Here is a 19,010-nt window from a genome sequence, read left to right as displayed (position 1 = left end):
CTCTCGGGTCCTCTTGATGAGTTGATGAGCCGGCGCGGAGCGGAGGTGGCCGGATGCGGGACGGAAGGCGTGGGGGTGACTACGGGGCCCCGGGGGGCGGAAGAGACGCGCCGGCCCGGGCGGGGGGTGCCGGGCCGGCGCGGTCTGGGGTGGGGGGATGGGCGGTGGGGGGAGAAGGGGATCCGGTCCAGGAGGCCGGAGTCCGGTTCAGGAGGCGGCGGAGAGCTCCGCGTCCTGGAGGGCGGCCTGCTCCATGCGGCGGCGCAGGCTCAGCGGGCGCATGTCGGTCCACACCTCGGTGATGCGCTCCAGGCACGCGTCCTTGGGGCCCTCGAAGCCCTCCGCGTGCCAGCCGGCCGGCAGGTCCCGGTCGGCCCACCAGACGGAGTACTGCTCCTCGTCGTTGCGGACCACGCGGTACAGGCGCTCGTCGGTCTGGGTGTCGCTCATGGTGGGTCTCCAGAAGGGTGTCGGTGATGGTTGCGTACGACTCTGCGAGGGCCCGCTATACGGCGCCCATACACTGTCCGGCGGCACGAATCCGCAGGTCATTGAGGTGTTCGAGGCTCTTGAGGGTGCGCTCGGTGTCGACCCCGAAATCGACCAGGCAGCCGACCTCGTCGATGCCGAGGGCCTCCAGCCGCTCCACCACGCCGAGCGCCCGCTCGACGGTGCCGAAGATCCCCTGGCGGTCGAAGAACCGCTGGAAGGCCCGCTCGACCAGGTAGTCGACGTCGGCCTCGCGGACCGCCGAGCGGTCGAACACGGCCGCGTCGGCGTTGACCGTCCCGGACAGCAGCCCGAAGGACGTCTTGAGGTAGGCGGAGAGCGAGGGCCGGACCAGCTCGCGCACCTCCTCGGTGTCGGTCCCGAGGAAGGTGTGCAGCATCAGCACCACGTGCCCCCTGGCCTGCTCGCCGTGGTGCTCGCGCAGCGCGGCCCGGTAGACGGCCAGCTTCCCGGCGAGTTCGTCGAGGTCCTGGCCGAGCAGGTGCGTGAGCACGCCCGCGTTCAGCTCACCGGCGGTCCGGAAGGTGTCGGCACTGCCGGCACTCGTGATCCAGCACGGCAGTTCGCCCTGTACGGCCGGCGGGTAGACCCGCACCTCGGCATCGGCGCCCCGCCCGTCGGGCAGGGTCACGGACTCGCCGCGCCACAGGGCCCGTACGGTCTCGACGGTCTCCGTCAGCAGCTCCTTGCGCCGGGCGTGGGCCTCGGGGCGCAGCACGAAGTCGGTGGGGTGCCACCCGGAGGCGAACGACACCCCGGCCCGGCCGTGGGACAGGTTGTCGACCACCGACCAGTCCTCGGCGATCCGCAGCGGGTGCCCCAGCGGCGCCACGACGCTGCCCGCCCGGATCGCGATCCGCTCGGTGACGGTGGCGAGCGCGGCCCCGGTGACGGCCGGGTTCGGGTAGAGCCCGCCGAAGGGGTGGAAGTGCCGCTCCGGGGTCCACACCGCCGTGAACCCGTTCCGGTCCGCGAACCGGGCGCCCTCGGTGAGGAGTTCGTACCGCCCGGCGGTGCCGGACGCGGTGCTGTCGTTGGCGAAGTAGAAGAGACTGAAGTCCACCCCGGCTCCTTCGGATCGGCTCTCGGCGGTCGGATACCGAGGACGCTAGGCAGCGGGGGTTTTCACGCGTTATCGAAACTATTTCCACCCCCCGAAAACCCGCAGCTCAGCGCGGGTGCGAGCGCTGCGGGACGCGACGGGTACAGACCGTCGCGCGGGCGGCCGGGCAACCCCCGGGCACGCGGAAAGCCCGCGGCACAAGGGTGTGCAGCGGGCTTTCCGGGGGATGCGGGGTACCAGTCAGCCCTTCAGGATGCCGACCGCCTGGGCCCGTTCCTGCAGCTCTCGCACGGCACGCACTGTGCCGTGCGGGCGGATCCGGCGGTTCATGATCTCGAAGTGCTCATCGCCCCTCGCCGAAGACAGAACCTCGTACTCGTCCAGAAAGCGGCCCCACGAGTCGCAGGCCGCCTCGACGTGCCCGATGGACAACTGCCGTTGCGCCAGCACCCCGTACGCGTGCAGGCGGCCCTGCCGTTCGTTCGGCACCTGGACGCGGATCGACTCCCTCAACGTCCGGACCGATCCGGCGACATCGTTGGTCTCGTTCTGGACGTGCGCGACGTGGAACAGGTACGCCGTGCGGTCGTACCCCCCCGATCGCCTCGCGCCGTTCGTCCGCGCGGGAGAGGGCTTGTTCCGCCTCCCGGAGAACCTGGTCCACGCGGCCACCGAGTCGGCCGACCACGACCACGTCGGTTACCTGCTCACCACGCGACTCGACGGCCCGGTCATCCACGACGGACGCGGCCGGAACTACTACGCGCTGATCCGGCCTGAGGACCGCGTAGCGTGGCACTCCACCGCCGTCGGCGTCGAGTGTCTCCCTCCGCACACCCACCTAGGCGTACCGGCCACGGTCCGGTGCGAGTACACCCCTCAGACGCCGATCTACTGGGCCGTGCCGGTGGTCCGCCCCAGCTTTTGCGACCCGGCGTCGATCGGGCTCCTGGTGCGCGTCGGCGCCGCCCGTGTGTCCGGCGATGACTGAATGGATCGATCACGCAGCGGCCGGCCCGCGTCCTCGTCCGGGTACGTCGCCCGTAGGCTCCGAAGCCTGTGCGACGAGTTCGGCCCCCTGAGCCGGGACCACCGCGTGGCGGAGTTGGGGGCGGAGATCGCCACACTGAGGACGCCGTGACGAGAGGGGTTGGGATGTCGCAGACCGAAGGTGCACAGCTGGACCGCCCAGATGTTCAAGCACTTCGCGGACCCGAAGCCGGGCTACGTGGCAGATTGGCCGGACTTCCCGGTGTGGCAGCAGGAGACCGACGCCGACATCTTCGAGGCCGTCGAGAAGTCACTGAGCTGATCCCCACGCGGGGTTGACGGGTCCGCGGCCAAACCGCCGCGCGCGTACGAGGAGGCCCGCGGCACGCGAGGGGCGTGCGTGCCGCGGACTTGCCGGCCGTCAGCGCCGGCGGGCCCTGCCTACCCCCGTGTGCGGAGTTTCACGACGTTCCTTTCATCGATGGGTGGGGCGCGGGTGTCAGTCCAGGTGGAAGGTCGTGCCCAGGCCCTGGGACCGCGCCGCCTCGACCGCGGCGAAGCCGGACATGATGTCCTGCACGCCGAGCCCGAGGGATTTGTAGACGGTCACGGCGTCCGGTCCGCTGCGGCCCGGGTGGCGGCCGAGCAGTACCTCGCCGAGTTCGGCCCGCAGGTGTTCCGGCGGGGCCAGCCCGTGGTCCAGCGCGGCCCGGATGTCGCCGGACTCGGCGAGCGCGGATTCGCGGCTGTCCACGAAGAGTTCGGCGCGTGCCACCGCCTCGGCGGTCAGCTCGCGCTGGTCGGGGAAGGAGCTGCCGACCGCGTTGACGTGCGTACCCGGCGCGAGGTCGACCGCGTCGAGCAGCGGCACCGTAGAGCCGGTGGTGGTGCACACCAGGTCGGCTCCGGTGACGGCCTCGCGCGGGCCCGCGGTGACCTCCACCTCGATGCCGAGCTCGGCGGCGGCCCAGTCCCGGTAGGCGTACGCGTGCGCGTCGGTGCGCGACCACACCCGCACCCGGCGCAGCTCCCGCACCTCCCGCATCGCCCTCAGGTGGCTGCGGGCCTGCGTCCCCGAGCCGAGGACCGCCAGGTCCCCGGCGTCCGGCCGGGCCAGGGCGTCGGTGGCCACCGCGGAGACGGCGGCCGTACGGACGGCCGTCACGGCACCGGCGTCGAGCAGGCCCACCGGCCGGGCGGTGTCGGGGTCGAAGACGATGACCATGCCGATGTGCAGGTCCAGGCCCCGGGCCGGGTTCTCGGGCTTCAGGGCCATCACCTTGACCCCGAAACCGGCGTGCTGCTCCCCCGCCACGTGCCCCGGCATGCTGCCGAGCAGGCCCGTCTCGTGCGGCGGCCGCACGATGGTGCGCAGCGGCTGTGCCGCGCGCCCGCCGCTGTACCGGCGCATGGCCTCGGCCATCACGGGGATCGCCGCGCTCACCGGGTAGACCCGCTGTACGGTCTCCCGGTCCAGCAGCAGCATCACTGCGCCCGGACGAAGACGGACCACACCATCTGGATGGTGCGGGTGGAGGAGATGAAGACCAGGCCGTAGAGCCGGGCGGCCGGCAGGGTGGTGAGCGCGAGGTCGGCCTCGCCCTCCCGGACCGCACGGGCGGCGGCGCTGGTGGAGGTCACCAGGGAGATCCTCGGGGTGCCGAAGGAGGCGTCGAGGAGCTGCCCGACGATCGGTACGGGCGCCGGGTGGCTGGCCACCCGCGGGGAGACGTCCTGGGTGCCGCTGGGCAGGGAGGCGATGCCGTACGGCGGGGTCTCCCAGTGGAAGGCGGCGGCCAGGCTGAGCTCCGGGTCCATGTAGAACCGGTCCACCCCGGAGTAGGCGTTGGCCACCACGAGGTGGCTCACGTCGCCCCGGCGCAGGGCCTCGCCGGCCTCCTCGTAGGTCTCGAACAGCCGGACGTCCCGGGGGCGGTGCGGGCCCCCGTCCGGCAGGGAGTTCCACAGGAAGCCGGCGGCGTCCTGGCTGCTGGTGCCCTCGGGACCGAGGGTCCCGACGGCGGTCAGGGGCTGGCGGAGCAGGTGGTCGCGGATCACCCAGTCCCCGGCCGCGGGCGGCGCGAGGGGGGCGGGTGCGGTGATGGTCATGTCATCCTCGCTCGATCGGAACGATGGTCAGCCAGTGGTCGTGGCGTGGGTCGCCGGCACCGCGCACGGTTTCGGCGTACGCGCGGACCAGGCGGCGGGTGAGGGGGCCGGGGGTGCCGTCGGCGACCGGGCGGCCGGAGATTCCGGTGACCGGTGTGATGCCGACGCCCGTGCCGGTGAGGAAGACCTCGTCGGTCTGGAGCAGGTCGGGGACGCCCAGGTCGCGTTCGAAGGTGTCCACGCCCATGCCCTCGGCCAGCACGCGGACGGTGTCGCGGGTGATGCCGGGCAGCAGGTCCGCGCTCGGCGGCGGGGTGAGCAGGCGCCCGTCCCGCACCGCGAAGACGTTGGCGGTACTGGCCTCGGCGACCTGGCCGCGGTCGTTCAGCAGGATCGCGTCGTCGTACCCGGCGGCCCGGGCCTCCTCGGCGGCCAGGGCGCTGTTCACGTAGCCGCCGGTGACCTTGGCCTGGACGGGGATCGCGGAACTGCGGGGCCTGCTCCAGGAGCTGACGCCGCAGGTGATGCCGGTGGACGGGGTGTACGCGCCCAGGGTGAACTGGGTGACGGAGAACGCGTCGGTGAGACCGGTCAGCCGGACGCCGGCCGGGGTGCCGGGCAGCAGCCCGAGCTTGTAGCCGAGGGGGCGCAGGTAGCTGTCCTGGGCGATGCCGTTGCGGCGGAGCAGGTCGAAGGTGCGCTCGACGAGTTCCTCGGCGGTGGCGGCCACCTCGATGCGGAGCAGGCGGCAGGAGCGCAGGAAGCGTTCGTAGTGGTCGTGGGCGCGGAAGATGACCAGCTCGTCGCGGCCGGGTACGGCGAAGGCACGGATGCCCTCGAAGACGGCCGTGCCGTACTGGAGCGCCTGGGTGGTGAGCGGCAGGCCGACCTCCGCGAAGGGGACGAGGGCGCCGTCGTGGTACGCCCACGGGGCGACGCCGGGCCGGGCGGAGGGGGACGCCGGGGCGGTCCCGGGGGCGCCGGCCGTGGCCGGTGCGGGTGCCATGGCCGTGGTTGGTGCCGTGGCCGGTGCCGGTGCCGATGCCGTGGCCGGTGCCGGTGCCGTGGCGGGCACCGCCGGGATGCGGCCCGGTCGGGGGCGGCCGGCCGTACCGGGACCGGCGTCGTCCTCGGCGAGGGAGCGGGTGCGGGTGCGCTGTGCGGGCATCAGGACCTCCTGGCGGCGATACCGGCGGCGGCCAGGCTCTCCAGGGCCTGGGCGTCGTCCGTGGCGTGCGTGGCGGTGCGCAGGTCGATCACGCGGGCGGCCTTCCAGCTAACCATCGCGCCGGTGCTGGTGACGCTGCCGAACGCGTCCTCGTCGACGTCCAGTTCCAGGCCCAGCTCCGCACGTACGTCGGCCACGGTCGCGGCGACGGCTGCCGCGTCGGCGGCGCGGCCTGCGGGGTGCTCCAGCCGGAGCGAGAGCCGGTCGGCACCGGCCTCCCGGTCGATGACCACCTGGTAGTCGAGCCAGCCGCGTACGTGGCGCAGCAGCAGGTTCTCCAGGTCGTACCCGGTGACGGAGTGCCCGCCGAGCGGGATCCGGTCGCGCACCCGGCCCAGGGGCTCCAGCGAGGCGGCCGGCACGGTCTGCCCCGGCCGCGGGTCGCGCAGCCGGACGAGGTCGCCGGTGCGGTAGCGGACCAGCGGCTTGGCACCCTGGTAGAGGTGGGTGACGACCAGCTCGCCCTCGCGGACGCCGTCGGCGTCGGGGACCGCCCAGGCCCCGGTCTCCGGGTCGACCACCTCGCTGTACGCGATGAGCGGGGCGGTGTAGAGGCGCCCGTCGGCGGCGACCGCGCCCTTCACGGAGGCCTCCTGGGAGGCGTACAGGGCGTTGTGCGCCGTCGCGCCCCACAGCTCCCCGAGGTTGGCCAGCAGGTTCGGGGAGGCCAGCTCGCCGGTGGTCATCAGCACCTGGAGGCGGAAGTCGCGGCGGGGGTCGAGGCCGGCCCGGATCGCGTGCTTGGCCAGGGTCATGGCCATGCCCGGGGTGCAGAACAGGCCCGTGATCGGGAAGTCCCGCATGACCTGGAGGGCCCGCTCGAAGCCGACCATCGGCGAGTGCGGCCACATCTTGGCCACCGTGAGGCCGAGGTTTCGGCAGACGTCCCCGAAGGTGTCGGAGAAGGCGTGCAGTTCGGTGGGGCCGCTGGAGCCGATGACCTGGCCCTCGCCGAACTCCCGGAAGACCGTGCCGTAGTAGTGCGTGAGGACGCTGTTGTTGTGGATCGAGTCGATGTCGTCGCGCGGGCAGGGCGTGGAGCGGCCGGTGGTCCCGGTGGTCTCGTAGAAGATCCACGCGTCCGACAGGGGGCGCGACAGCATCTCGTGCTGGGCGGCGCGCAGGTCGTCCTTGGTGGTGAAGGGGATGGCGGAGAGGGTGGCCTCGTCCAGCCGCTCCACGGACGCGGGGTCGACGCCGGCCAGGTGGCGGGCGTAGAAGGGCGAGTTCTGCCTGACGTAGCGCAGGGTCTGGCGGACGAGGCCGGACTGGTGCGCGACGAGCCGCTCCGCGTCCCACTCCCCCGCGAGGAAGGAGCGGTGCTGGTCCCGCAGGACGGCGGTGATCTCGGCCAGCTCGGGCCGGTAAACGGTGAACATGACGTACCTCTTCTCGAACGGGTGGTACGGGGGCCGGCGGAGCCGGCAGGACCAGGACCGGAGCGTTGGCGGCCCGGCCCTCGCCGTGGCCACCGGCCCGGCAGGGCCGAGGCGGAGGCGGGGGCCGGGGCCGGGGCCGGGGTCGGCAGGGCCGAAACCGAAGCCTTGGCCGCCGCGCCCGGCAGAAACCGGGACCGAAGCCTTGGCCGCCGCGCCTGGCAGAGCCGGGACCGGAGCGTTGGCCGCCGGACCGGGTAGCACCAGGACCGGAGCGTTGGCCGCCGGACCCGGCAGGACCGGGACCGGAGCGTTGGCCGCCCGGCCCCCCCAGCACCGGGGCCGGCCACCCGGGAGCGGGTTCCCGGAACCGGCCGCACGGGCCGCGGGCCGGGCCGAACGGGCTGCACCGCGGGCCGCGACGCCAGGACCGGCCACGCATTCCGGACCCCGGGCACCGGACTCGCCGCCGGCACCCCACGGGGGCAGAGGGCCGGCCACCAGGAGGCGACCTGGGGCAGGCACCCCGGCACCCCACCGGGCCCGACGGCCGGCGTGGTGGGTCGTGTGGTGTGTGGGTCCCCTCGGTGCTTGACCCGTCGTGGCCTGCAGGCCTCCCCCAGCTACCGCTGGGAGGTACCCCCAGCGGGAGGCCCACCCCGGGGGCTTTGGGGCTTCGCCCTGGCCTTCGGCCACCCCAGGCCCGGGCCTGCCTCCGGACCAGCCTGCCACGACGCCTCAAGCACCTCCCCCACACACCACACGACGCACCTCCTGTCGGCGGCCCGGCACCCCACACCGGGCCCGCCGCAGGCGACCGGCACCCGGAGCAGGGCACGTGGCCGGCGGCCCGGAACCCCCACGGGAGCCGCAGCCAGCGACCGGCACACCACACCTGGCCCGCCGCAGGCGACCGGTACACGGGGCACGTGGCCGACGGCCGGAACCCCGCACGGAGCCCGCCGCAGGCGGCCCGGTCAGCCCGTTTCCGCCAGGTCCGCGACCACCCACGTGCTGATCTCCCGCCAGCGCTCGACGGATCGCTGGTGGAAGGGGTGGTCGAGGTAGGCCCGGAGCGCGTCCTCGTCGCGCACGAGGCCGACGACGGCGTAGTCGTACGCGACCGGCCGGTCCGTGATGTTGCGCCCGGCCTGCCAGTGCAACAGCTCCGGCACCTCCTCCCCGACCCGCACGGCCAGCTCCTCGGCCTCGGCCACCTCGGGGTGCGCCCAGTCGTATCCGGGCCGGAACTTGAACAGCGCGATGTGCCGGATCACCAGGACCCCTCCCAGTCGCCGAGGGCGAGCAGGGCGGCCAGCTCGTCCTCGTCGGTCAGCGGTACGTCGGTCACGCCGGCGGCCGGGCGGTCGACGGCGGTGCGCAGGAAGCGCTCGTAGGTGCGGGCGAAGCGGTCGGCGGTCTCCGGCTCGAACAGGTCGGTGTCGTAGCTGAAGACGGCCGTAGTGCCCTGCGGCTCCTGTTCCAGGCGGAGCATCAGGTCGAGCTGGCCCTCCTGCTGGGGGACGTCGATCAGGGCGAGTGACAGGTCCCCGTACTCCAGGGCCGGGCCCTCGGCCGAGCCGAGCGGGACGGTCGGGACGGGCGGGTCCATGCGGTGCATCTGGACCAGGAAGGCGCCGATGCGGAACAGCGGCGCGCCCGGCGGGCGGGCGATCAGGGTGCAGGGGTGGCGTGCGTGGAACATGGCGCCCTGCACCTGCCGGCCGGCCTCCAGCGCCGCCTCCTCGAAGGTGGTGCCGGGGGCGAGGCGGGCGCGGACCGCGAGGGTGTTGAGGTAGCAGCCGACGAGGTCGCGGGCGCCCCGGCCGAGCCGGCTGCTGGCGGGCACGCCGACCAGGAAGTCCTCCTGGCCGGTCCACCGCGCCACCAGCGCCTGGAAGGCACCCAGGTGGACGGCGAAGGGGGTGGTGCCGGCGGCCTTGGCCACCTCGGCGAGCCGGTCGGTCAGTTCGGCCGGCAGCCCGACGGCGACGGTGGCGCCGCGGTAGCCGGGGCGCGGCGGGCGGGGCCGGTCCAGGGGGAGTTCGGCGGCGGGGACGCCCTCGGTGGTCTCCCGCCAGTACGCGGCGGCGCGCTCGCCGGGTCCCGAGGCGAGGAACTCCTCCTCCTCGGCGACCGCGTCGGCGAACGAGCCCCGGAGCGGGCGCCAGGCGGGTTCGCCGCCGGCCGCGATGCCGCGGTACGCGTCGAGCAGGTCGCGGGCCAGCAGCGTGCGGGAGGTGAAGTCGCCGACGATGTGGTGCAGGGCCATGACCAGGGCGAAGTCGTCCTCGGCACGCTGGAGGAGGACGACGCGGAAGACCGCGTCGGTCAGGTCGAAGGGCTGCTCGCCGGCCTCGCGGGCCAGCCGCCGCAGCTCCTCGTCCGACACCCCGGGCACCTGCCGCACGTCCAGCGCGACGTACGGGCCGTCCCGCTCGACGCGTACGGGCGCCCCGTCGCGCTCGGTGAAGTACGACCGCAGCTGCGCCTGGCGGCGGCCGGTCTCGGTGACGGCGCGGGCGAGCGCGGGCACGTCCAGGGGGCCGCGGACGCGCAGCGGCATGGTGATGTTGTAGACGGCGCTGTCGGGTGCGAAGCGGTACGCGGCCCAGATGGACCGCTGCGTCGCGCCGAGCGGGGCGCCGGGGGCACCGGACGCGGTGTCCGTGCCCGGTCCTTCGAGGGTCGGGGCGGTCATCCGCAGCCTCCCGCGTGGCTCATGTCGGTGGTCCGGCCGGCTCCGGCGAGGGCCGGCTCCGGTGCCGCGGGCTGCCGCTCCGGCTCCCGCCCCGGCACGGCGGGCGGAGGCTCCGGGAACGAGGCGGCGAACGCGGCGAGCCGGTCGATGCCCCAGTAAGGCTCAGTGCCGTTGACGAAGTACGGCACCCCGAAGACCCCGTCGCGCTGGACGTCCAGCAGCGCCTTCACACCCTGCTCCCGGATGCCCGGGTCGTCCACGGCACCGGCCACCTCGTCGGCGTCCAGGCCCAGTTCGGCGGCCAGGCCCCGGACGACACCCGGGTCGCAGATGTCCGCGCCCTCCAGCCAGCGGGCCCGGGAGACCCGGTCGACCCAGGCACGGCCCAGGCCCTGCCGCTCCGCCGCGAACCAGCCCAGGTGCGCTGGCTCCCACCAGGGGTCGCGGTCGACCGGCCAGGTCAGGGCCAGCCCGCGGTCGGCGGCGAGCCGGCGGACGTCGCGCAGGATGTAGAACTGCTTGGCCCGGGACATCGGGGTGTACGGGAACTCCCCGCCCGCGTCGGCCAGCAGCGCGGCGCTGGTCGGGTCGGGTTCCCAGAAGGGCCGCCACTCCAGCCGGTCCAGCAGCTCCGGGTGGTTCTGCCGGAGTTCGAGCAGCGCGAACCAGGAGTAGGGGCTGCGCAGACTGAAATAGAACCTCGGCGGCTTGGGTGCGCGCGCCATGGGTGGACTCCTTTTGCGGTGGGCGCCGCACGGCGGGTGCCGGGACGGCGGGCATGGAGGCGGAGGGGCGGCCGGACGGACGGGCCGCCGGGGCCGGCCGGTCAGACGACGAGGCCGCCGTCGACCTGGAAGACCTGGCCGGTGATGTAGGCGGCGCGGTCCGAGGCCAGGAAGGAGACCAGCTCGGCGACCTCGGTGGCGGTGCCGAAGCGGCCCAGCGGGATGCGGCCGAGCATGTCCTTGACGTGCTTCTCGGAGAGCCCGGACGTCATGTCGGTGTCGATGAAGCCCGGGGCCACGGCGTTGGCGCGCAGCCCGGACCGGCCGGACTCCTTGGCCAGGGCCTTGGTGAAGCCGATGATCCCGGCCTTGGAGGCGGAGTAGTTGGTCTGGGTGGCGTGGCCGCCGGCGGCCACCGACGAGAGGGTGACGATGGTGCCGCGGCGGCGCTTCATCATCGGGAAGACCACGGCCTTGCAGAAGTTGAAGGTGCCGTCGAGGTTGGTGCGCAGCACGTCGTCCCACTGCTCGTCGGCCATCATCGCGAGGTGGCTGTCGCGGACGATGCCGGCCGCCGTGACGAGGACGTCGACGGGGCCGAAGCCGTCCTCGACCTCGGCGGTCAGGGCCCGGACGGCGTCCCGGTCGGTGACGTCGGCGCGGCGGGTGAGGACCCGGCCGCCGTGCTCCCGGGCCGCCTTGGCGGCGAGTTCGGCCGCCGCCTCGTTGGACTGGTAGCAGAGGGCGACGTCGTACCCGTCGCGGGCGAGGGTCTCCACGACCGCCCGGCCGATGCCCCGGGATCCTCCGGTGACCAGCGCCACCGGCCGTGCCGCTGCGGCGGTGCCGCCTGTCTCGGACATGCTCGGGTCCGCCTTCCTTGGGGTCGTGTTGCGGTGGTGTTGCGCTGGTGGGGTCGTACGGTGCTGCGCTCGTCCGGGGAGCCTCGGGGCGCCCCGCGTCCTACGCGCCCAGCCTCAGCAGGCCCGCGCCCGCGGTGCCGTCCCGGTCGACGGCGGTGACGAGGGCGAGCCGGCCGGCCAGTGCCGGGTTGGCGGCGGACTCGGCGAGCACGGCGGCGGTCTGGAACGCCCCCGCGGCCGCGGTGGTGTCGCCGATCAGCGGCCGGGGTCCGAGCCGGAGCACCGGGCCCGGCAGCGCGTCCAGTACGGCGGCCTCCTGCTTGGCCAGTGGGCCGGCGGGCTGCCCCGGTGCCACCAGGGCCAGTTCCTCGGGGTGGGCGCCGGCCGCCGCCAGTACGCCGGCCACGCAGCGCTCCAGGGCGGCGCCGGCCCGCGCCGGGTCGGCGAAGGAGCCGAACCGCAGGCCCAGCACCGTGGCCAGCGGCACCCGCCCGCCCGCGTGGGCGTGGCCGGCCCGCTCCAGCAGGAACAGGGCGGCGCCCTCGCCCAGCGGCTGCGGGGCGTCCCCGCCGTGGTCCGCGACCCGCTCCAGGCGGGCGCGCTGCGGCGAGAACTCCTCCACGGCTCCGGCGAGGAGGGCACTGGCGTGCCCGGCGCGCAGCAGCCGGGAGGCGTAGTTGAGGGCGAGGAGTCCGGTGGTGGCGCCGCCGGACAGGGTGACGTTGGGGCCCTTGAGGGTGTGCCGGATGGCGCTGGCACCGGCCGGGCAGTTCATCACCGTGTTGGGGAAGCGGGCGGGGTCGACGTGGAAGGGCTTCTCGCCGGTGAGGGCGGACTCCGTGAAGTCCATGATCGACTGCACGCTGCCGGAGGTGCCGAGTACGAGCCCGGTGCCCTCCGGGTCGTCCAGGCCCTGCCCGTAGTCGGCCAGGAGCATGCCGACGGTGGCGGCGGCGATGGCGGTCACCCGGTCCATCGCGCGGGTGCCCTTGCGGCCGAGCACCTCCCGGATGTCGAAGCCGGGTATCAGCCCGGCCCGGTCGTACGGGACGGGCCACTCGGCCGGGTCGAGCTCGGTCAGGGCGTCCTGCCCGGCACGCAGGCCGGTGCTGAACTCGGCGCGCCCGAGGCCGTACGGCGAGGCGACCGCCCAGCCGGAGACGACGAGCGCGGCCGGGTCGGCCGGGGGCGGGCCGTCGGGGGTGCCCGCGGGTGCTCCGGCGGCCGCGGGCGCCGGGCCGGCGGCCGGCGCCGCGGACGGCGCGGCCGGTTCTGTGGCGGTCATGGGGGCTCTCCTCTCAGGAGGCGACGGCCGCGGGAGCGGCGGTCCGGTCGGCCGTGGAAGCGGTCTCGGCGGCTGCGGGCACGTGGCCCCCGGCACCCGCGCGGTCGGCACCGCCCGCGGCCCCGGAGCCGTCCCAGCGCCCCATCACCAGCACGGCGTTGTTGCCGCCGAAGGCGAGCCCGTTGTTCTGCACGACCTTCAGCTCGGCCTCGACGGCCTCGTTGGGCACGCAGTCGACGGCGCAGTCCGGGTCGGTCTCGCGGTGGTTGACGGTGGGCGGGATGAAGCCCTCGCGCAGGGCCAGGGCGCAGGCCGCGGCGGCCAGGGCGCTGGCGGCGCCCATGGTGTGGCCGATCATGGACTTGATGGAGACGGTGCGGGGCAGGTCCTCGCCGAAGACCTGGCGGATCGCACCGACCTCGGTCACGTCGTTGGCCTTGGTTCCGGTGCCGTGCGCGGAGATGAAGTCCACGTCGGCGGGGGTGATGCCGGCGTTGCGGTGGGCGGCCCGGATGCACCGGGCGATGCTGTCGCCGTCGGGGGCCACGGGGTGGCTGGCGTCGCAGGACAGCCCGTACCCGAGCACCTCGGCGTAGATCCGGGCGCCGCGGGCGAGGGCGGACTCCAGGGACTCCATGAGGAGGATCCCGGAGCCCTCGCCGGTGAGGATGCCCTGCCGGTCGCTGTCGAAGGGCCGGCAGACGTCGGGGGCGATGGTGCCGAGGCGGTAGAAGCCGGTGAAGGTCTTGAAGCAGAGCGCGTCGGCGCCGCCGCACAGGGCCATCTCCACGTCGCCGGTGCTGATGGCGTCGTAGCCGTAGCCCACGGCGTAGTTGCCGGCCGCGCAGGCGGTGGCGACGGTGACCGTCTCCACGTCCTCCAGCTCCAGTTCCCTGACGATCCCGGCGGAGAGCCGGCCGGGCCAGACCCGGCGGGCGACCACCGGGTCGAGCCGGTCCTGGCCCTCGGCCACCTGGACCCCGACGAGGTGGTCGAGGTCGCGGGACTCGCCGTCGGTGGTGCCGACCGAGACCAGGGAGCGCCTGGCCCGTACGTCGGCCTCGGTGAGCCCCGCGTCGGCGACGGCCATCCGGCTGGCGGCGACCGCGAACTGCGAGGCGCGGCCCAGGTCGTCGGCCGGGAGGCGGCGCAGCCACTCCCCGGCGTCGAAGTCGGTGATCTCACAGGCGTTGGAGTGGGCGAAGCCGGCGGTGTCGAAGGCCTCGATGGGCTTGGCGCCGCTGCGGCCGGCTCGCAGGCCTGCCGCGAAGGCGTCCACCCCGGTGCCGATGCTGGTGACCACGCCGAGGCCGGTGATCACCACGCGGTGCCGGGCCACGGTCCCGGGGTCCCCGGTCCTGGCGGTCTCGGTCGGCTGGGCGCTCACTTGCCCTCGGCCTCCGCCACGACGAGGTAGACGCCCTTGAGGTTGGTCATGCGGGCGAGCTCGGACTGCTCCAGCGTGATGCCGAAGACGCGCTCCAGGGAGGCCAGGATCTCGATGGCGCGGAGCGAGTCGGCGTCGTGCTCCTCCTTGAACAGGCTGGTCTCGGTGACCTCGTCGAGCTCCAGCTCCAGGATGTCGCAGACGATCTCCTTGATCTGGGCCTTGCGGTCGGTGCCGAGCTCGGTGGTCTGGACGGTCATCGCTGCCTCCGTGGGCGGGGTGCGCGGAAAGGTGGATGACAGTGATTGTTCGAGAGGCCGCTATCCGTGCCCTATACGGCGCCCGCGCGGCACCCGGGACGCGAAAGGCCCGCCGCCGCACCCCTGTTGACCAGGGGCGCGGCGGCGGGCGCGGCGTGCTTCGGCGGCGGCTCTACGGCGTCAGTCGGCCGCCCCGATGAGGCGTACGGCGGGGGTGCGCAGGGCCAGCCAGGCGGGCACCAGCACGGCCCCCAGCGCCACGAGGGCACAGGCTCCGGTGGTGATGAGGAAGGGCGCCGTCGGCACCTCGACCACCGCGCCCGCGACGAGCTGCTGGAGGGCGCCCCAGAGGCCGCTCAGGCTGACCGCGACCACTCCGGCGGCCAGCAGCGCGCCCACGGCGACGACGAGCAGCGCCTCCCCGGCGACGATGGCCACCAGCTGGCGCGGGGTGGTGCCGGTGAGCCGGAGGAGGGCGAACTCCCGGCTGCGCCGGCGGGTGGACATCACCAGGGTGTTGGCGACGGCGACGCCCGTGTAGACCACGGCGATGCCGCCGATCACGTACAGCGCGAGCCGGGCGTCCTCCTGGCGCTTGGTGTCGCCGACGGCCGTCCACCGGGAGACCGGTACGGCGCGGGCGGCCTCGCCCTTGACGGCCGCGGCCAGGGCGGTGCGCACGGCGGCCGGGTCGGCGCCGTCGCGGAGCTTCACGTAGGCGGCGGAGGGCAGGTTGCTGCCGGCGTGCTTGGGGGTGAGGACGGCGCCGTTGCCGCTGGTGCTGGTCTTGAACACGGCGACGACGGTCAGTTCGGTCTTGGTGCCGTCGCCGAGCCAGACCTCGACCTCCTCGCCGACCGAGCGGTTCCAGGACTCGTCGACGGCGATGGTGGTGTCGGAGAGCTTGCGCACGTCGCCCTTGACGCCGGGCAGGCCGAGGACGGTGCCGAGGGCGGCGGGGTCGACGGTCTCGGCGGAGTACGGGACGACGGCGCCCTCGCCGCCGGGGCCGGAGAACATGTCGGCGCCGGGGGCGGTGTAGACGGTGGTCGAGGTGGTGGCGGCCACCTGTACGCCGGGGATGGCGGAGACCCTGCCGAGCAGTTCGCGGGTGAGGCCGGGGGCGTGGTCGGGGGCGACCACGTAGTCGGCGCTGTTCACGCGCTGCCCGGCCTCGGTGGCCTTGGCGCCCTCCAGGGAGTCCGAGGTGCTCCACAGCGAGCAGACCAGTCCGACGGTGATCAGGACGGGTGCGGCGGTGGCGGCGGTGCGGCGTACGGAGGTGACGGTGTTGGCGCGTACGAGCAGGGCTCCCGCTCCCCGGGTCCAGGCGACCGGCAGGGTGGCGAGGCGCGCGAGCAGCGGGATCACGACGGGCGAGAGCAGGGCGAAGGCCAGGATGAGGGCGGGGCCGACGGAGGTGGCGAGGCTGGCCCAGTACAGCGGCGGCAGCAGCGGGGCGACGGCGATCAGCCCGATGCCGGCGGCGAGGGCGGCCAGTCCGCCGAGCCAGCGGAACCAGGTCATGGCCCGGGTCTCGACGGTGGCCTCGCGCAGCGCCTCGATGGGCCGGATGCGTCCGGCCCGCAGGACGGCCGCGCCGGCGCCGACCAGGGCGAGGAGCACCCCGAGGAGGGCGACGAGGAGCAGGACGACCACCGAGGCGGCGCCGATCTCGACCCGGAACCACTCGGGTGCGAGGCCCTCCTCGGCGAGCTTGCGGGCGAACCAGGGTCCGGCGGCGAGTCCGGCGAGGGCGCCGGCGGCACCGGCGACGGCCCCGACCCCGGCGGCCTCCGCGAGGACCAGGCGGCGCACCTGCTGCGGCGTGGCGCCGGAGACCCGGAAGAGGGCCAGCTCGCGGCGGCGCTGGGTGACGGAGAAGGCGAAGGTGGAGCCGACGACGAAGACGGAGACGAAGCCGCCCACCCCGGCGGCCATGCCGAGCATGGTGCTGACGCCGACCAGGGCGGCGGAGTCGGCCCGGTACTGGGGGTCGGCCTCGCCGCGCTCCGCGCCGGTGAGCACCTCGGCGGCGCTGCCGACGGCCTGGCGGACGGCCTCGGCGTCGCCGGTGACGACGACGGCGTCGATGCGCGGGGAGATCCGCTCGGCCTCGGCGGGCGTGAAGAACACCGGCTGCTCGAAGGGGAGTTCCCCGACGGTGCCGGAGACGGTGTAGCGCTTCTGGCCCTGGGCGGTCTGGACGGTGACCCGGTCGCCCGGCTTCGCCGTGCCCGCCGGGGTGACGACCTGGTCGTCGGCGGCGGGCGCGGTGCCGGCCGTCAGCCGGTAGCCGCCGAAGGCGGCGGAGGTCCAGGGGTGGCCGACCTGGCTGCCGGGGCCGCCGGCGACCTGGGCGTAGAAGCTGCGGTCGACGACCGCCCTGCCCGCCGCGGCGGCCTTGGGCAGCAGGGCGGGGTCGAGTCCGCGCGGCTCCTCCAGGGGCAGGCTGTACGTGGTGCCCCAGTCGGCCGGCACGGTCAGGTCTTGGTGGGCGCGCACCACGACCGGGGCCTCGGCGAATCTGCCGGGGCCCCGGTCGGGGCCGCTGGTCGTGGCGACCAGCACCAGCCCCAGGGAGGACATCAGCGCGACTCCCAGAGCCAGCGCCAGGAAGGTCCCGCCGAATGCGGCCCACCTGCTGCGCAGGGTGAGCCAGGCGATGTTCAGCATGTGCGTTTCTCCCGTGGGGGGTTGGGCCGGTCCGGTCCTCAGTTCCCAATCCTCAGGACCGAGGCTAACCGGATGTTCTTCGGGGGCCTTCAGTGATGTGGTGCTCGTCGATCCGAGCCGTGGGGCCGTGGGTTGTCGGCATCGCTTGTGGGTTCGCGGCCCGAATGTGTGACCTTCCTGCGGCGGTGTCGTTGATCGGATGACAGCATCAGAGGTACGCGGAGGAAGTGCCGGTGAGCCGAAAGCTGCCGCTGAACGAGGGGGAGACAGCCCGTACTGCAGGCACCAGCACCCTCGTGCGATCGGGCGTGGACGAGAAATCCGGCGAACCCCTCAGTGCCACGGGCCTGGCCGAACGCGCACGATGGTGCGCCGAGTTAGTAGTGGGCATGGCCGGCAAGCTGCTGGCTGAGCACTGGAACACCGCCGATGTGGACACGCTCACCTCCGGCCAGGATGAGGGCGGCCGCAGGCTGCCGTCGAACGCGTGGATGGCTTTGCGCCGTCTGGGCTGGACCGTCGCCCCGCCGGCAGGTGTGAAGGTGAACGACCGGATCGTGCGCATGGCCCAGGAGACGGCCGGGCGTGCGCTGAGGTCGGTGAAGTGGCGCGCCGATCTGGTGGCAGGTGTGCTGACCACGTGGCCGGCACACCCGACGAAGCGCACGCGCGAGGATTGGGATCGAGTGCGTGCTGCGGTACCGGAAGGCAATTGCATGCCGTCCGGCGTCATCCGCTCTCGCACCCGACAGATCGCCTCCTTCGAGCGCGAGCACGGGCGTCTTCCGGCCGACGCGTTCGCCCTGGAGCCCACCCCGCGTACGACACGGTTGCTGCTCCTCGCCGCGTGTGACAGGCAACAGGCCACCATCGAACGATCCGCGACACAGCCGGCGAAGGCCCTGCTGAGGCTGCAGCTCCCCACCCGGCCCGACCCGCGGACTTACGCGGACTGGACTTGGGTCGCCTGCCCGGTCACGCTGCCGCCCACAGTCCCGGCGAACGCGGTAATCCACCTGCCCACCCTGCGCATCAGGGGCGGCAAGGTGCGAGCCGACCTCGCTTACACCCACCCTGTGCCCAAGACCCGGCACACCGGCCACACGCTCGCGCTCGGCGTGGACTGGGGCCTGAACACGCTCCTCAGCGCGGGCGCAGCCCGACTGCACGACGACGGGCGGATCACCGCTCTCGGGGCGGGCGCCCAGTTCCGGGCCGCCGGGGTACTTGCCAAGCAGTACCGGCTGCGCCGCATCAGCGAACGCCTGCACGCCAAGACCGACCAGTACACCCCTCTCGCCGATCCCGCCCTGAACGACAGGCACGCGCTGCTGGCGCAGGAGTTGCGGCACGTGTCCGCGCGCCGTTCGAGCCTGAACGACGCGTTGGCGCGGGCCGCCGCCCGCTGGGCCGTCGACCAGGCCATCGCCGCCGGCGCCACGGTCATCTACCTGGAAGACCTGCGGTCCATGGAGGCCGGGGGCATGGGCCGCACCCTCAACACGCGCCTCTCCCAGACCGTGCGCGGGCAGATCGCCGAACACATTCGCCACCTCGCCGCCGAAACCGGCATCGCCGTCGTCACCGTGCCCCCGAAGGACACCTCCAAGCACTGCCCGCACTGCCTCACCCCACTCAGGCACCGCAAAGCCCCCGACCGGCCGACCGCGCCGGGGTGGAAGTGGGCCATCTGCCCCCGGCCCGACTGTGGCTGGCAGGGCGACCGGGACCAGGGCGCCTGGCGGCGCATCGCGGCACGCGGCCTGGCGCATCAGGCCAAGACCGTCGTGGACCGCGCCCGTGGACGGATGGCGATCCGCTCCGTGGTGGGCCCGAT

At 74.1% G+C, this 19,010-nt stretch carries 17 protein-coding genes and 1 pseudogene; 3 read left to right on the top strand and 15 right to left on the bottom strand.

Annotated features, from left to right (window positions below; genetic code table 11):
• Positions 1 to 207 precede the first annotated feature (207 nt).
• The 3 genes from ACIF6F_RS24915 to ACIF6F_RS24905 form a co-directional block, all read right to left on the bottom strand.
• Positions 208 to 450 (bottom strand): MbtH family protein, encoded by a 243-nt coding sequence (locus ACIF6F_RS24915; RefSeq protein WP_399950486.1) that lies wholly within the window; start codon positions 448 to 450, stop codon positions 208 to 210.
• Positions 451 to 505: 55 nt separating this feature from the next.
• The gene (locus tag ACIF6F_RS24910; RefSeq protein ID WP_399950483.1) at positions 506 to 1,573 is read right to left on the bottom strand and encodes a MupA/Atu3671 family FMN-dependent luciferase-like monooxygenase; all 1,068 of its coding nucleotides are present in this window, start codon (positions 1,571 to 1,573) and stop codon (positions 506 to 508) included.
• A 240-nt stretch (positions 1,574 to 1,813) separates the two neighbouring features.
• On the bottom strand, positions 1,814 to 2,086 hold the full coding sequence (locus tag ACIF6F_RS24905) for a hypothetical protein (protein WP_399950480.1): 273 nt from the start codon (positions 2,084 to 2,086) through the stop codon (positions 1,814 to 1,816).
• A gap of 121 nt (positions 2,087 to 2,207) precedes the next feature.
• Between ACIF6F_RS24905 and ACIF6F_RS24900 the strand changes: the two genes are divergently transcribed.
• On the top strand, positions 2,208 to 2,564 hold the full coding sequence (locus ACIF6F_RS24900; RefSeq protein WP_399950477.1) for a hypothetical protein: 357 nt from the start codon (positions 2,208 to 2,210) through the stop codon (positions 2,562 to 2,564).
• A gap of 180 nt (positions 2,565 to 2,744) precedes the next feature.
• On the top strand, positions 2,745 to 2,885 hold the full coding sequence (locus ACIF6F_RS24895; protein WP_399950816.1) for a hypothetical protein: 141 nt from the start codon (positions 2,745 to 2,747) through the stop codon (positions 2,883 to 2,885).
• Between the two features lie 177 nt (positions 2,886 to 3,062).
• Here ACIF6F_RS24895 and ACIF6F_RS24890 read toward each other — a convergent pair whose 3' ends face one another.
• The 12 genes from ACIF6F_RS24890 to ACIF6F_RS24835 form a co-directional block, all read right to left on the bottom strand.
• Positions 3,063 to 4,076: an ornithine cyclodeaminase family protein gene (locus ACIF6F_RS24890; RefSeq protein WP_399950475.1), complete on the bottom strand. Its 1,014-nt coding sequence runs from the start codon at positions 4,074 to 4,076 to the stop codon at positions 3,063 to 3,065.
• Positions 4,049 to 4,672: a hypothetical protein gene (locus tag ACIF6F_RS24885; protein WP_399950471.1), complete on the bottom strand. Its 624-nt coding sequence runs from the start codon at positions 4,670 to 4,672 to the stop codon at positions 4,049 to 4,051. Before ACIF6F_RS24885 ends, ACIF6F_RS24890 begins: the two co-directional genes overlap by 28 nt.
• Position 4,673: 1 nt before the next feature.
• The gene (ilvE, locus tag ACIF6F_RS24880) at positions 4,674 to 5,840 is read right to left on the bottom strand and encodes a branched-chain-amino-acid transaminase (RefSeq protein WP_399950468.1); all 1,167 of its coding nucleotides are present in this window, start codon (positions 5,838 to 5,840) and stop codon (positions 4,674 to 4,676) included.
• Entirely contained in the window at positions 5,840 to 7,279 is a 1,440-nt protein-coding gene (locus ACIF6F_RS24875) for a phenylacetate--CoA ligase family protein (protein WP_399950465.1), read from the bottom strand. The genes ilvE and ACIF6F_RS24875 overlap by 1 nt, the downstream gene beginning before the upstream one ends.
• Before the next feature lie 974 nt (positions 7,280 to 8,253).
• Entirely contained in the window at positions 8,254 to 8,553 is a 300-nt protein-coding gene (locus tag ACIF6F_RS24870; RefSeq protein WP_399950462.1) for a Dabb family protein, read from the bottom strand.
• Entirely contained in the window at positions 8,550 to 9,977 is a 1,428-nt protein-coding gene (locus ACIF6F_RS24865) for a condensation domain-containing protein (RefSeq protein ID WP_399950459.1), read from the bottom strand. The genes ACIF6F_RS24870 and ACIF6F_RS24865 overlap by 4 nt, the downstream gene beginning before the upstream one ends.
• On the bottom strand, positions 9,974 to 10,702 hold the full coding sequence (locus ACIF6F_RS24860; protein WP_399950456.1) for a 2-hydroxychromene-2-carboxylate isomerase: 729 nt from the start codon (positions 10,700 to 10,702) through the stop codon (positions 9,974 to 9,976). The genes ACIF6F_RS24865 and ACIF6F_RS24860 overlap by 4 nt, the downstream gene beginning before the upstream one ends.
• Before the next feature lie 101 nt (positions 10,703 to 10,803).
• Positions 10,804 to 11,565, bottom strand: coding sequence for a 3-oxoacyl-[acyl-carrier-protein] reductase (gene fabG, locus ACIF6F_RS24855; protein ID WP_399950453.1), 762 nt, complete (start codon positions 11,563 to 11,565; stop codon positions 10,804 to 10,806).
• Positions 11,566 to 11,665: 100 nt separating this feature from the next.
• The gene (locus ACIF6F_RS24850) at positions 11,666 to 12,850 is read right to left on the bottom strand and encodes a beta-ketoacyl synthase N-terminal-like domain-containing protein (protein WP_399950450.1); all 1,185 of its coding nucleotides are present in this window, start codon (positions 12,848 to 12,850) and stop codon (positions 11,666 to 11,668) included.
• A gap of 13 nt (positions 12,851 to 12,863) precedes the next feature.
• Positions 12,864 to 14,237, bottom strand: coding sequence for a beta-ketoacyl-[acyl-carrier-protein] synthase family protein (locus ACIF6F_RS24845; protein ID WP_399950447.1), 1,374 nt, complete (start codon positions 14,235 to 14,237; stop codon positions 12,864 to 12,866).
• Positions 14,234 to 14,497 carry an acyl carrier protein gene (locus ACIF6F_RS24840; protein WP_399950444.1) on the bottom strand — a complete coding sequence of 88 codons (264 nt, stop codon included), beginning with the start codon at positions 14,495 to 14,497 and terminating at the stop codon, positions 14,234 to 14,236. Before ACIF6F_RS24840 ends, ACIF6F_RS24845 begins: the two co-directional genes overlap by 4 nt.
• A 180-nt stretch (positions 14,498 to 14,677) precedes the next feature.
• A complete protein-coding gene (locus ACIF6F_RS24835; protein WP_399950441.1) occupies positions 14,678 to 17,173 on the bottom strand; it encodes an FtsX-like permease family protein in 2,496 nt (831 codons plus the stop codon).
• Between the two features lie 389 nt (positions 17,174 to 17,562).
• Here ACIF6F_RS24835 and ACIF6F_RS24830 point away from each other — a divergent pair.
• Positions 17,563 to 18,918, top strand: a pseudogene (locus tag ACIF6F_RS24830) (zinc ribbon domain-containing protein); the annotation flags it as partial.
• Between the last annotated feature and the right edge of the window lie 92 nt (positions 18,919 to 19,010).

This window comes from Streptomyces sp. NPDC086023 (assembly GCF_044540325.1).
Taxonomy (GTDB): Bacteria; Actinomycetota; Actinomycetes; order Streptomycetales; family Streptomycetaceae; genus Streptomyces.
The sequence above is the reverse complement of the archived record's forward strand: the minus strand, read 5'-3'. Positions and strand labels throughout refer to the sequence as shown.